At 52.2% G+C, this 13790-nt stretch carries 11 protein-coding genes; 5 read left to right on the forward strand and 6 right to left on the reverse strand.

Annotated elements, in window-relative coordinates; translation table 11 throughout:
* The gene (locus tag M9H61_RS18670) at positions 1 to 1362 is read left to right on the forward strand and encodes an HlyD family type I secretion periplasmic adaptor subunit (protein WP_206926930.1); all 1362 of its coding nucleotides are present in this window, start codon (positions 1 to 3) and stop codon (positions 1360 to 1362) included.
* An 80-nt stretch (positions 1363 to 1442) separates the two neighbouring features.
* Positions 1443 to 1838 (forward strand): response regulator, encoded by a 396-nt coding sequence (locus M9H61_RS18675; protein ID WP_250282257.1) that lies wholly within the window; start codon positions 1443 to 1445, stop codon positions 1836 to 1838.
* A 111-nt stretch (positions 1839 to 1949) separates the two neighbouring features.
* On the opposite strand, the gene M9H61_RS18680 is transcribed toward M9H61_RS18675, so the two are convergent.
* Positions 1950 to 5000, reverse strand: coding sequence for an ATP-binding protein (locus M9H61_RS18680; protein WP_250282263.1), 3051 nt, complete (start codon positions 4998 to 5000; stop codon positions 1950 to 1952).
* A 383-nt stretch (positions 5001 to 5383) separates the two neighbouring features.
* On the opposite strand from M9H61_RS18680, the gene M9H61_RS18685 reads away from it, so the two are divergent.
* On the forward strand, positions 5384 to 6286 hold the full coding sequence (locus M9H61_RS18685; protein ID WP_068519432.1) for a LysR family transcriptional regulator: 903 nt from the start codon (positions 5384 to 5386) through the stop codon (positions 6284 to 6286).
* A gap of 47 nt (positions 6287 to 6333) precedes the next feature.
* Here the strand turns inward: M9H61_RS18685 and M9H61_RS18690 are convergent, their stop codons facing one another.
* From M9H61_RS18690 to M9H61_RS18710, 5 genes are all read right to left on the reverse strand, one after another.
* Positions 6334 to 7614 (reverse strand): TRAP transporter large permease, encoded by a 1281-nt coding sequence (locus M9H61_RS18690; protein WP_068519433.1) that lies wholly within the window; start codon positions 7612 to 7614, stop codon positions 6334 to 6336.
* Between the two features lie 49 nt (positions 7615 to 7663).
* Positions 7664 to 8173 (reverse strand): TRAP transporter small permease, encoded by a 510-nt coding sequence (locus tag M9H61_RS18695; RefSeq protein ID WP_101245651.1) that lies wholly within the window; start codon positions 8171 to 8173, stop codon positions 7664 to 7666.
* A 78-nt stretch (positions 8174 to 8251) separates the two neighbouring features.
* Complete coding sequence (locus M9H61_RS18700; protein ID WP_101245652.1) at positions 8252 to 9250, reverse strand: TRAP transporter substrate-binding protein; 999 nt, start codon at positions 9248 to 9250, stop codon at positions 8252 to 8254.
* Positions 9251 to 9273: 23 nt separating this feature from the next.
* A complete protein-coding gene (locus tag M9H61_RS18705; protein ID WP_082817846.1) occupies positions 9274 to 10161 on the reverse strand; it encodes a carbon-nitrogen hydrolase family protein in 888 nt (295 codons plus the stop codon).
* 230 nt (positions 10162 to 10391) lie between these two features.
* Complete coding sequence (locus M9H61_RS18710; protein WP_101245653.1) at positions 10392 to 11222, reverse strand: amidohydrolase; 831 nt, start codon at positions 11220 to 11222, stop codon at positions 10392 to 10394.
* Positions 11223 to 11458: 236 nt separating this feature from the next.
* On the opposite strand from M9H61_RS18710, the gene M9H61_RS18715 reads away from it, so the two are divergent.
* Entirely contained in the window at positions 11459 to 12784 is a 1326-nt protein-coding gene (locus M9H61_RS18715) for a sugar ABC transporter substrate-binding protein (RefSeq protein ID WP_250282265.1), read from the forward strand.
* 107 nt (positions 12785 to 12891) lie between these two features.
* Positions 12892 to 13788, forward strand: a complete 897-nt coding sequence (locus M9H61_RS18720; RefSeq protein ID WP_068519439.1) for a carbohydrate ABC transporter permease — start codon at positions 12892 to 12894, stop codon at positions 13786 to 13788.
* Positions 13789 to 13790 lie beyond the last annotated feature (2 nt).

Consider the following 13790-nt stretch of genomic DNA (forward strand, 5'->3'; position numbering starts at 1 on the left):
ATGAGCAAGAACAAGTACGCCATCCCACAGGGCGATACCGGGAAAACAAACAACAGCAAGTTTACGGTCGACGCCCCGGTGACAGCGATCCAGCTGTTTGACAAAAAATCCACCCACCGGCCGGCCATGTTTACGGTGGTCTTCATGCTGGTCTTCTTCCTTGGTGCAACTGTCTGGTCAACCCAGACACCGATGGCCGAGATTTCGGTCAGTTCCGGCGAAATTGTGCCGGTTGGCGCGATCCAGCGTATCCAGCATCTCGAAGGCGGAATTTTGTCGCATCTTGCGGTCAAGGATGGTCAGCACGTTACCGAAGGACAGTTGCTTGTCAGCCTGGCCCCCGATATCGCGCAGTCCGAACTTGAACAGCTTGAAACCCGTTTGATGGCCGTCACCATGAAATACGGGTTGCTGAAATCCGCAGCCGAAGGAACGACACCCGCCGAACTGATGCAGACCGGTGTCTATTCCGAAATTGCGGAAACGGCATTGAAAGCGTTGAACAGTCGCAAACAGCGTCTGGTAAGCCAGCTTGATGTTCTTCGTCAGCAGGAACGCGAACGCAAGGCTGAGCTGACAACGATCACCCACCAGTCCAATGCGCTGGGCGAACAAATCGATCTGATGCAGAATCAGGTCGACGGGCGTCAGATTCTGGTCGACAAGGGACTTTTCCCGCGTCTGGACTTCATTCAGGATCAGCGTGAACTTGCCCGTCTTCAAAGCGAACGCATGGCATTGATCCTGGATGCGGACCGTATCAATGAACGTGTTGTCGAGGCACGCCAGCGTATGATCGAAATGGAAATGACGTTCCATGCCGAACTGACAGCCGAACTCAGTGCGCTTGCCACCGAGGCCGCTGAACTTCGTCTGGCAATCAAACGTGCGGTTGATCGTGTCAAACGTCTGGATATCACGTCCCCGGTGTCGGGATACGTCAAAGGGATCGATATTGAAACGATCGGCGGGGTGATTACCCCGGGTGCGCAGATCATGGAAATTGTGCCTGATGACAGCGAACTGATCGTTGAAGCCCGTCTGTCGACAAATGATGTCGGACATGTGACCGTCGGTCAAAGTGCCAAGATCAAAGTTCTGACATATGACTATACCCGCTATGGAACAATCGAGGGTACGGTACAGCGTGTTTCGCCATCGACATTCTTTGACGAAGACGGAACCCCGTTCTTCAAGGCGGACATCGCCATGAACAGCTATATCGTGGGTGAAGAGGACAAATTCCTGGTCAGTCCGGGCATGACGGTTCTGGTCGATATCATCACCGGCGAGAAAACTCTGTTCAAATATCTTGCATCCCCGATCATCAAAAGTTTCGATGGCGCATTGCACGAAAGATAAAAGGTTACATTGAAATGATGGCAACCAATGGTTTAACATCACAAAATAGTTAAACTAATGGCGGCGAATGAGTGACTTATATGTTCAGTGTCAATCCGTTAAGGCATGTGTGGGTCGTTGATGATGACCCCTTGATGCATGAGGTTTGGTTTGCTGCAATTGGAAAAGATCAGGAATTCGAGCTGAAGCTCTTTCATTCCGGCGCAGAAGTGATCAATGCGCTTGAAGAAACATTCGGTCCCCAATTGCTGGTGATTGACATGAATTTGTCAGATACAAGCGGCGATCAGCTGTTGCAGGAATTGCGCAGCTTGCCAAACTTTCACCGAACGGCGGTCATTATATGTTCTGCCAACCTGTCATCTTATAACGATGAAGCTGGCACGACATCGCCGCCGATTGGCTGGATGAAAAAGCCCCTTAATATTATTGAGATCAAAAACCAGATCCGTACGTTTTGGCGTGAGATCGGGTAATCAATCACAAATCAATCAAAACAGGCTTTGAAGAAGAACAATCAATGCCGATGATTTGCATCAGGCGATGTTGCAAAGCCTTTTCTGGCAGGGGACGGATTGCATAAGGGCCTATTGGCTTTTGGCAAGCTGCTTCTGGACCCAGTGCATGACCTTGTTCACCAGCCGGTCGGGTTCGATCGGCTTGGTGATATAGTCATTCATTCCGGCATCCAGGCATTTTTCCTTTTCACCCGACATTGCATTGGCGGTCATGGCGATGATCGGAATGTTTGACATGACAGGCCCAAGAATGCCGCTTCTGATCTGTTTGGTGGCTTCGAACCCGTCCATGCCCGGCATCTGACAATCCATCAAGACCGCGTGAATCGGTTCGGAAGCATGGCGCATGGTTTCGAGTGCCTCGGCACCGTTGGTTGCGGTCAGCAGGGTGAAATCCATTCCCGACAGCAATCCCTTGGCGACTTCGATATTGATGGCATTGTCATCGACAATAAGAATGGTCGCCAGTTTGTCAGATGCCGCATTGGCATCCGCGGTGCTGGTTTGGGGGGCGTTGGCAGTAACCGGTTGCAGGGCCTTTGTCCCGGACGGCATATGCGGGGCGGGTTGCTGGCGATGATCCGGATCAAGATTGGCAACCAGTTCGGAATAGCTGACCGGTTCGGACAGCCAGTTTGTCTTACCCGAATATTTTAACGGATTGCGCCGGAAGTTCTGCACGATCAGCAAGTGCGGTGGCGTCTCGCCATCGGTTGTCAGGGTGCTTAGAAACGCACAGAACTTTTCAAGTTCGCGATCGGTGTGATCGGTAATTGCAACATCGGGCAGCGGCCGTATTTTGTCTGATACTGCATCTGTCTTCATGTTGATGACATCACCGCCAAGCCGTTTGATCAGGCGCGATACCGCAATGACAGCTTGTTCATGAGTAAGATCAAGCAAGACATATTTGTCTTTCAGAAGTGCCGGAACAGAACGTTTTTTGGCGGTTTTGGCATCGAAATACACATGGAAGAAAAAGCGGCTTCCGGTTCCTTTGGTGGAATCAAAATTGATGTCGCCATTCATCAGACCGCAAAGCTGCCGACAGATCGACAATCCAAGGCCGGTGCCACCGAATTCGGATGAAATGGATGTGTCTTCCTGGGTGAAAGCGGTGAAAAGCTTGTGTTTGTTTTCTTCTGAAATGCCAATACCGCTATCTTCGACGGAAACATCAAGGCGAATGCGTTCGCCTTCAACTTTGCTGGCGACAAAAATACCGACATATCCCTCGTCGGTGAATTTTATGGCGTTGCTCAGAAGATTATTGAGCACCTGTTTCAAGCGTGTGGCATCGCCATACAGTTCAATATGATCAAGATCGACCGTATCAAGGATCAGATCCAGACCCTTTTCACGTGATCGAATGACCGATGAACTTGCAATGGCTTCAAACAGTTGCAGGGGATTGAACGGCTTGCTTTCAAATTCGAGTTTTCCGGCTTCGATCTTTGACAGATCAAGGATGTCGTTGATCAATGTCATCAGGGTCGAACAGCTGGTTTCGGCCATCAGCAGGTATTTGCGCTGATTTTCGGTCAGTGGATCGCGTTCTATCAGTTTGTGGGCACCGACCATGCCGTTTAACGGGGTGCGCATTTCGTGACTGACATTCGAGATAAAGGCACTTTTCATGTCGCTTGCCTGCAACGCCTTTTTGTGGGCTTCGGCAAGTTCGGCTGTGCGTTTGGCGACTTTTTCCTCAAGCTCGGCATTGGCGCGGCGGATCTGGCGTTCGGCGATCCTTTCCTGCGTTACATCACGGGCAATTACCGCAGCCCCGGTGATCCCGCGACCGTCACTAATGATCGGGGAACAGGTCAAAAGCAGTTCTTTTTTGTCGGTGCTGGCCGAAACAAATGTAGCGTCAAAGGACACAGGTGTTTTTGACGTTGTGACCTGTTTGATTTTTTCGACAAAATCTACATCCGGCAGGATGTTGAGATCGGCGATATTGCGCCCGATCGCCGTGCCGCGTTTGATTTCAAAAAGCTTTTCGGCGGTTTCATTGACGCTGGAAACCGTTCCGGATCGCTTGAGCCCGATCACCCCGTCAGAAGAACTGCGGATGATTGCTTCGTGTTCTGCACGGGCATCGGCAAGATGAATGCTGTTTCTGTATCCACGCAGCAAAAGCAAAAGCGTGATGGTCATGATGACAATGGAAACCGCCGCAAACCCGTAAGTCGACAGGCGCCTTTTCCAGATCACGTCGGCGACCCGTTGCGATGCAATTGCGGCATACAGATGCAATACCGATGCCGGGTTTGACGCAAACTGAATGGTGGATGCCTGAATATAAAATCGACGGTTCGAACTGAGTTCAGTCGCGGTAATCAGGCCGGTTTGTTCGTTTTCGCGGGTGTCGTAATCTTTGTCCCAGCGATGTTCCGGCAGCAAATCCCGGCTGAACCGGTATTCTTCAAGCGGATGAGCAATATAAAATCCGTCATTATCGGTCAGGATGATTTCGAAATCGCCGGTGACTTCTTTTTGCAGACGCGTCAGAAGGTTCTGCGCGTTGATATTCATGATCAGAAAGCCAAATCGCGTGCCGTCTTCGTTAAAGATCGGCAGCGATAACCGCAAGGTTGGCCGGATCGGATATTCAATCTGGCCGAATTCCTGGTTCAAATTGATGCGTGAAACAAACAACTCGTCTGGTTTGAGGGCGGCGGAGTGGGCGAAATAGTCGGTTGTGCCCTTGTCCTGAAGCATTTGATCAGGGACGGCATAAATATTGCCGCCCCTGCGATTCACCCGGACAAGTTCGGATCCGGCATCGTTGGTCCGAATGATCCGCAATTGATCGATCGATGCATTGTTGTGAAGCATCGCGATGAAAATCGTCTCAAGACGAAGCTTCCACTGGTCAAAACTGGTGCCATCAAACGGGTCAATGCCGCCATTGCTTTCCGCCCGCGTCAGCCCCGAAATCGGCGGGGTCGCATGCAGGAAACTCAGATTGTCGCGAAACCGGTAAAGATCGTTGAACAGAACCGAACGCCCCTGCGCAAGAAGCTGTTGCAGGTCCTGATTGGTGTCGCTGAAGACTTCCTGTTCAACCGACTTTTCGTAAAAGAAAATGAAGCCCGAAGCCGCGGTCAGCAAACACAAAATGCATATCGGCAAAAGCCACCGAGATGTATCCTTCACATTCCCTGTCACGAAGCTGCGCATGCATTGGTTCCTCAAGTCACCTTATGTGGGCGACTTTGTTTGGGTGGCTTCGCCTATAGATTGTGTTTGTTGAGAAGGATTTAAACATCACAACCGAAATTAGCCCGATTGTTTCAACCGCGCGCCACAATGCAATCATAGCGTGTAATGAATTTCGGTCAATTGCGCGGGTAAACAAACGCGATTTTCCCGCTGAAACCGGGCAGAAGTCGTTTCAACAAACTGCCATTTACGGTATGCTCAAAACGTCAGAAAAAAAGGACAGGCCTGCTTGGCAGCAGGTGTATTTAACCTTTGCAAATCCACAGGAATTTTGACGGTTGCAAGAACCCCATTTTGATCTGAACTGGGATGACTTAAAGCATCTTCTGGTATTGTCACGCGAAGGCACCCTGTCCGCAGCAGCAAGGGTTCTTGATACGTCGCGCGTAACGGTCAAGGCGCGGATATCCAACCTTGAAAACAGTATGGGGGTGCGTCTGTTTTCACAGGACAAGACCGGCTATAAACTGACCCGGGACGGGCGCGATCTGGCCAGTTATGCACTTGAATGTGAACGTCAATTACGGCTTGCTTTTGCGCAGCAGAACAGTCCCGCAGCCCCGCGCCTGAAAATCCGCGTCGGTGTTGTAGAAGGCATCGGGAACGGGTATCTCGGTGAAAAGATTTCCTGGTGGCTTCGTGGACAGAATATTGATTTTGAACTGGTTTCACTGCCCAAGCAGGCCCGGATCACAAACAGAGAAGCTGATATCTGTGTAACCCTGGAAGAACCCGAAGGTGAAAACATCATCAAAAAGGTTCTCACTCCCTACACATTGGGTATCTATGCCAGCGAAGGCTATATTGCCGAACACGGCCCGCTTAAGGGATCGCAGGATGTTCTTGACCATATGTGGGTCGGATATGTCCGGGATCATATTTTCTCCCAGACCCTGAATTATCACGAAGAACTCTCACCGAACCTGAAATATGCGTTCCGCGGAACCAGCATGGTGTCGCAATTATTTGCCACGGCTGCCGGGTTGGGACTGGGGATTTTCCCGATCTATCTGATTTCGGAATTTGATCTGGTGCGGGTCTGTCCGGAAATTGCATTCGAGCGCAAATACTGGATTTCCTCGTCGAGCGACCTGCATCGGTTTCCCGGTTTGATGTCCGTTTGGAAATTTCTGCTCGAAACCTGTCAAAAAGACCGGCGGCTGTTCTTTGAAGGAAATTAGCGGGACCGGATTTCTCCGGCCCCGCCAACTGTTCGGATTGCTTTATCCTATTGCGCGTAGATCAGGTCAGGAAGCCACAAGGTAATCCATGGCACATAGGTGATCAGGATCAGGGCAACAATCATGATCGCGATAAACGGCAGACAGCCGCGCAAGACATCGCGCAGCGACATCTTTGATACCCCCATCGCGACAAACAGGTTCAGGCCGACTGGCGGTGTCAGCATGCCGACCGAGAAGTTCACAACCGTGATCAGGCCAAAATGCACCGGATCAATACCGACCTGGGCGGCAATCGGTTGAAGCAACGGCGCAAGAACGATGATGGCCGATGCACTATCAAGGAAAAAGCCGGTCACCAGCATGACAACATTGAACAGGGCCGCGATGGTGAAGGGATCGCTTGTGTTGCTCAATACCTGTGATGACAGGTTCCCCGGCGCCCCGGTTATCGTCAGAAGCCACGAAAAGGCCGATGCCCCGGCTGTGATCAAAAGCAATGTCGCGGCAATGGCGCCCGACGATTTCAAGATGCTTTTAAGCTCGTCAACGCCAATCTGCTTATAGATGACGGCCCCGACAAACCAGCCATACATGCAGGCAACTGCCGCGGATTCCGTGGGGGTAAAGATACCGGAATAAATGCCGCCCAAAAGCAGGAAGGGCAGACCAAGACCCCATGCCGAGCGACGAATGGCCAGAAGGAAGGCCGCGCGTGTCGGGAAATCTTGGCGCGGATAGCCGCGACGGATAGCAAAAATCACACAGGCTGCAATCAGAAGCGCCCCAATCAGAAGGGCCGGACCAACACCGCCGGCAAACAGTTTGCCGACCGATGCCCCGGTCACAGAGCCATAAATGATCAAGCCGATACTTGGCGGAACAATCGGGCCAAGCGTTCCGGCCACCGTGATCAGGCCGATAGCAAAGAAGCGGTCATAGCCCGCGGCCACCAGTGCCGGGAACATGATGCTGCCAATGGCAATGACCGTTGCCGGACTTGATCCCGAAATCGCCCCGAAAAACAGGCAGGACAGAACGGTTGCCGCAGCAATACCGCCCGGGATCCAGCCAACCAGAACGGTGGCAAGATCGACCAGTCGTTGCGACAGGCCGCCAATGCGCATCAGTTCGGATGCAAGAATGAAGAACGGAATGGCCATCAACGAGAAATTGTTCATGCCTGCGAACATGCGCATCGGAACAATTACCGGATCAAATGGTCCCCAGAAACCGACGGCAACAACAACGGCAAAGGCCAGTGCCGCAAAGATTGGCAACCCAAATAGCAAAAGGCCGCCGAATGAAAGCAATAGTCCTGATAACATTATTCTTTTGCCCTGTTAAAAACCGGGAATCAGCTTCGCGAAAAGCAGCTTACATGGCGCGAAGGTTTTCTTCTGATGCTGCGATCTGCTTGCCCTGTCGCAACTGCACGAACGCATAGCCATAGCGAAACAGCGACAGGAGCCCGGAAACGGGAATGATTGCGTAGATTGCTGCGACCGGGATGCGCAAGGCAGGCGACAGCTGGCCACGATCAAGCGTATTGAGGAAAAGTTTCCCGCCGAAATAGACCAGTGCACCGGCAAAAAGTATTCCGAGAACAATGGCAATCATTCGAAGAACGGGGATGTGTTTTTCCGGAACAAGTGCATCAAGAAGGTCGACCGAGATGTGGCTGCCAAGCCGGATGCCGATACTGATGCCGACAAAGCTCATTACGATGATCGAATAGAGTACAACTTCTTCGGCCCAGTAAAGCGGTGCGCTGAAGACATAGCGCATGACCACCTGAAGAAATGTCAGGCAAATTGCGACGGCCATCAGAAAGATCATGGATCCGTCTTCGAGCCGGGCAAGAGCCTTGTCAAATTTTTCGAACATGTTGCCGTCCCATTGTCAAAAAACCGACTTGCAAGAATGCGTTCCTGCAAGTCGGTCCATCATTTCAAAATGTGCAGATTACTTGGGGCCTGCGCCGGTAACTGCATAAATGGAATTGATCAGTTCCGGTGTAACTACATCGGCGAAGGCTTCATGGACAGCGAAACTGCCTTTGATGAAGGCTTCTTTTTCAGCATCGGTCAGGCGATGGACGGCAATGTCCGAGCTGATTTTTGCCAGTTCTTCTGCCTCATACTCATTGGTGAGTTCGCGGGCCAGATCACGGGCATTGTCGAATGCGGTAACAACAATGGCGCGCAGATCATCCGGAAGCGAGTTCCAGGCATTTTCGCTCATGACTGCGGCATAGCCGTGATAGGCATGTGACGACAGGGTCATGTATTTCTGAACTTCATAGAACTTCATCGCAACGATGTTGGCGATCGGGTTTTCCTGCCCGTCAACAACACCGGCCTGAAGGCCGCCGTAAACTTCGGCAAAGGCCATCGCGGTCGGGTTTGCACCCCATTCATTGTACTGGGTCAGGATGACCGGTGCCTGCATGGTGCGCATTTTGATGCCGGCAAGGTCTTCTACCGAGGTGATTTCGCGCACATTGTTGGTGATGTTACGGAAACCGGCACCCCAGAAGTTGACGCCATGCATACCGTGCTGATCAAGGGTATCAAGGATCGAACGACCGACTTCGCCGTCAAGAACCTTGACCATCATTTCTTCGCTCGGAAGGATGAAAGGAAGATCAAGAACCTGAAGCTTCGGTTCGAAGTTACCCAGGGTCGCGGTCGGCGGAATTGCAATCTGTACCAGATCGTTTTGCAGCTGCTCGATAATGTCGACATCACCACCGAGCCCACCAGCCGGGATCACATTGATCTCGATGCGGCCATTGGATTTTTCTTCGACTTCTTTTTCGAATGCGCGTGCTGCCTTGCCATTGGGCGTGTCTTCCATAAGAACATGCCCGAAGGTAAAGGTGAATTCCTGTGCCATGGCTGGTCCGTTGAAGCCGGCCAAAGCGATTGCAGTTAATGCCGCAAATTTGAACTTGCTGTTCATTGATGCCTCCGTACTGATAGTAATTATCTGATTGTTGCTGGTTGTTCGACCAGTTTTCGACCCCGAAGACGATCTGCCATCAGGGGGTAGTTGGTGCGGGCTTCGATGAGATCATCGACATTCAGTTCGGCCCGAATGGTTTCAGCTGCGAACTGTCCGGCTTGGGCAAGAATGCCGCTGTTTGGGGAAACAATCTGGCTCAGGCCAAGGCGTTCCCAGGTCCCGACTTTTTTGCCAAGGTCAAGGAAGCCGCAAGCGTTGCATGACACGACAAACGCCTGGTTTTGAATTGCGGTAACGGTCGGGACAGTTTCCCAGAATTTCTTTTTGGTTACCGGGTCACCAGCGCCGCCTTTGATGCCGCCAGACCAGAATGAAGAGGTGACTGCAAGAATTTCTACACCCTGTCTGAAATGCTCAAGTGCAATTTCAGGGAACAGGGTCTCATAGCAGATTACAATGCCGATTTTGCCCAGTGCGCAGTCAAAGGTCGTGCGATTGTAGTCCGGCGTGTAATACAGCTTTTCAATGCCCGGGAAGAAGCATTTGCGGGTGACACCAACGATGCCTTCCGGACCGATCAGGGCCGCGCTGTTATAGATGGTGCCAACCATCGACGAACGTTCGTTGAAACCGACGACGGTATAGATTCCAAGGGTCTTTGCCGCTTCGACAATCGCATTGAGTTCCGGGCCGTCAACATCAACCGATCCCTCATTCCAAAGCCGTTTCAAGCCGCCTTCTTCATGTTTGAAAAAGCTGGTCAGATTGGCTTCTGGAAAGACGACAAGATCACTACCGTTCGATGCTTCGAGCTGCATCTGATTAAGGATGAAAGCAAGATTTTCATCAATACCACCCAACTCTACGGGTTGGTGTTGGACCGCACTTGCTACGACCTTGCTTTGCATGGAGTTACTACCCTTCGCCTGTCAAATTGTTATCCAAAGAGCTTGCTGCCCTTGTTTGTTGGATAAACATTATCGAGGCCCGATCCGGGCGAACAGGTAGTCACTGCTTGCGCTATGTGTAAGAAAACTTACACCATGCGTGTTTATGGTAATTGTTTCAGTGGATTATTTGATGTGCGGCGCTTAACAGCGCATCGGTTGCGGGCCGCACATCACGGCATCTTATCGGTTCAGATCGACCAGATGCGTTGGGCGTTGCGGTGGGTCAGGGATGCGCGTTCGGTTTCTGACGCACCGGCGATCAGGGCCTGTGTTACCGCCATCCATTGGTCCAGTGATGAGTTCAGGGTGCAAACCGGGCTGTCTGATCCCCACACCACGCGATCCCAGCCAAAGCATTCAATGATATGTTCGACATAGGGACGCAGGGTTTCGAGTGTCCAGTCGGGTTTGGCATAGGCCGTGATGCCGGAAATCTTTGCATTCACATGCGGGCGTTTTGCAAGTGCTGAAATGGATTGTGCCCAATCGGCGAAGCCGTCCCCGGCAATATCGGGAACACCGCAATGATCAAGAACAAACACCGTATCAGGGCAGGCATCGACAAGATCGCGGGCCAAAGGCAACTGGCGTTGCAGAACACATATATCAAAAGGAAGCCCCTTTTGGCCGATCCGTCGGACATTCTCGCGGAACAGGGATCCTTGTGACAGGTCGTCAGGCACGACATGCAGCACCCGGCGAATGCCCTTGACGATATCAAGATCAAGCGTATCGAGGAATGCTTCACAATCCCCGGATTCCGGTCTTGCAGATGAAATTGCGCCGCGCATGAGGCTGCCGGGCTGTGCCATCAATTCCCCGACAAAGGTGTTTTCGGCGGCGATATCGGTTGGCGCGCAATCGACTTCCATATGCAAGACGCCCTCGATCCCGATCCGGCGTGCAGTGGTTTCATAATCCTGAAACGTCCAGTCACGATCCAAAGCAGCGACATCCTTAAGCCAAGGATAGGTGATCCGGTCGCGTGCAACGAGGTGAAGATGCGTGTCGATGAACATGGCGTTTCCTCTTTGGTTCGGCGTTTCCCGGTTGTCACGCGACAGGTGGTGCTACCTTGCGTCCCGGCGATCTTATGTTTTTTCAGCTGTAAGGTGATTTCTTGTGGAGTTCAACTTGACTCACCGATCAAGTCAAGTTTAAATATAAAAGATGCTTCCGAATATGAAAGTCACAGCAAGAATGACCTCGGAAGTGATAGTCGGTCGGGAAAGACCGTTCCTTCAGGGAGGATAGAATGAAAACGTTATTGAGCGGTGCGTCCCGTGCCGTGCTTGCGACTGCATCTTTGACGGCAGCAATTTCTGCATTCGGCACCGCGCAGGCGGGTGAATTTGACGGCGTAACCATCGAGGCAAAGCTTATCGGTGGTCAGCAATATGAAGCGCTTTATGCCCGCATTCCCGAATGGGAAGCCGCCAACGGTGCCAAGGTAAATATCATCTCGAAAAAGAACCATTTCGAGCTGGACAAGGAATTCAAATCCGACATCGCAGCCGGAACCACCGACTGGTGCGTCGGATCGAACCATTCGTCTTTCGCATCCCAGTACCCGACCCTTTATACCGACCTGACCGGTCTGGTGGACAAGGGGGTGGTGGCCGAGTTCGTGCAGGCCAATATCAAGGCCGCGACCTTTGACGGCAAACTTGTGATGTTGCCGCGTGCACAGTTCGATGTGTCGGCACTTTATTATCAAAAAGACCTGTATGACGATGCCGAAAAGGCCAAGGCATTCGAAGCCAAGTTCGGCTATCCGCTTGCCGTGCCGGAAACCTGGGAACAGGTAAAGGATCAGGCGACTTTCTTTGCCGATCCGCCGAACTTCTATGGCACCCAGTATGCGGGCAAGGATGAGGCAATTGTCGGTCGTTACTATGAAATGGTCGTTGCCGAAGGCGGCAAACTGTTTAATGACGATTTCTCGCCGGCTTTTGATTCCGAAGAAGGCAAGCGCGCCCTTCAGTGGTTTGTTGATCTTTATAATGCCAAAGCCGTTCCGGCCGGCACGACCAACTATCTCTGGGATGACCTGGGCAACGGCTTTGCGTCGGGCACCATTGCGCTGAACCTGGATTGGCCGGGCTGGGCCGGTTTCTTTAACGATCCGTCATCTTCGAAAGTGGCTGGCAATGTTGGTGTTGCACCGGCTCCCAAAGGATCGGCAGGTGTGCGCACCGGTTGGTCGGGCTTCCACGGTTTTTCCGTGACCGAAGATTGCGCGAACAAGGAAGCTGCGGCATCGCTGGTCGAATTCCTGACCAACGAAGACAGCCAGAAACTTGAAAGTGCGGCCGGACCGCTTCCGACCCGCACCGCAGTTTGGGATTACATTTCCGAACAGGCCAAAGACGATCCGTATCGTCGTGAAGTGCTGGCGGCATTCAAGGAAACCGCGGCAACTGCATTTGCTGTCCCGCCGACCCCGCTTTGGATCGAAGCAACCAACCTGATCTATCCTGAACTTCAGGCCGCCATTCTTGGTGATAAATCGGTTGATGATGCGCTTGCGGATGCGTCCGAGGCCGTTGACGATCTGATGCAGGAAGAAGGCGTCTACTAAGCCAGACTTGCGGCGGCGCAATTCGCAATTTCGGGTGTTGCGCCGCCTGACCATCCTCTGACCCAAATGCATGGGCAAAGACCTGTGCCGACTAATGGGACATCCCGATGAATCGCTTGAAGCTTCCACCGTGGTTGGTTCTTTTGTTGCCAGCCATCATTATTCTATCGGCCGTCGTGCTGATTCCGCTCGTCCTGTCGTTATATTCGAGTTTCACCTCGTATCGGCTGACCCGGCCTGACAGCATTTTCAACTGGGTGGGCTTTTTCAACTATGAAAAGGCCCTGACGGATGTGAAGTTCTGGGCGGCTTTCGGGCGGACAGTTCTGTTGCTGACCGTGGCACTCAATCTTGAGATGCTGTTTGGTCTGGGGCTGGCTTTGATGGTGTCCAAGGTGACGCAGGGACAACGTCTTTTGCGCACCATGATGATGTTCCCGATGATGTTTTCGCCGATCCTGGTCGGCTTTCAGTTCAAATTCATCTTCAATGACAATGTCGGTCTGGTGAATAACGCGCTTCAGTCGCTTGGCATCACCGATCAGGCGATCCCGTGGCTGGTTGACGGGCAATTGGCGATGTTTTCAATCATCTTTGCCGAGATCTGGACCGCAACCTCGGTCTTTGGAATTCTTATTCTTGCCGGTCTGTATGCGATCCCGCGTGATCCGCTGGAAGCCGCAAAGGTCGATGGATGCACCGCATGGCAGTCGTTCCGTTATGTGACCCTGCCGTTCCTGATGCCCTTCATCTATATCGCGATGGCGATCCGGTCCCTTGATGTCGCACGTGCCTATGACATTGTGCAGATCATGACCAATGGGGGCCCGGCACGTCGTACCGAACTGCTTTGGACCCTGATCGGGCGGACCGGCTATGTCGATGCACGCATGGGGTATGCCAATGCCATGGGCTATATTTCGATCTTTCTGGCGATTTTCTTCACCATCTATTTCTTCAAGAAACTGACGCAGTCGCGCAAAGAACTCGGGATGGGGGCGTAAAT

The organism is Thalassospira sp. GO-4, assembly GCF_023588965.1.
Lineage (GTDB): Bacteria > Pseudomonadota > Alphaproteobacteria > Rhodospirillales > Thalassospiraceae > Thalassospira > Thalassospira povalilytica.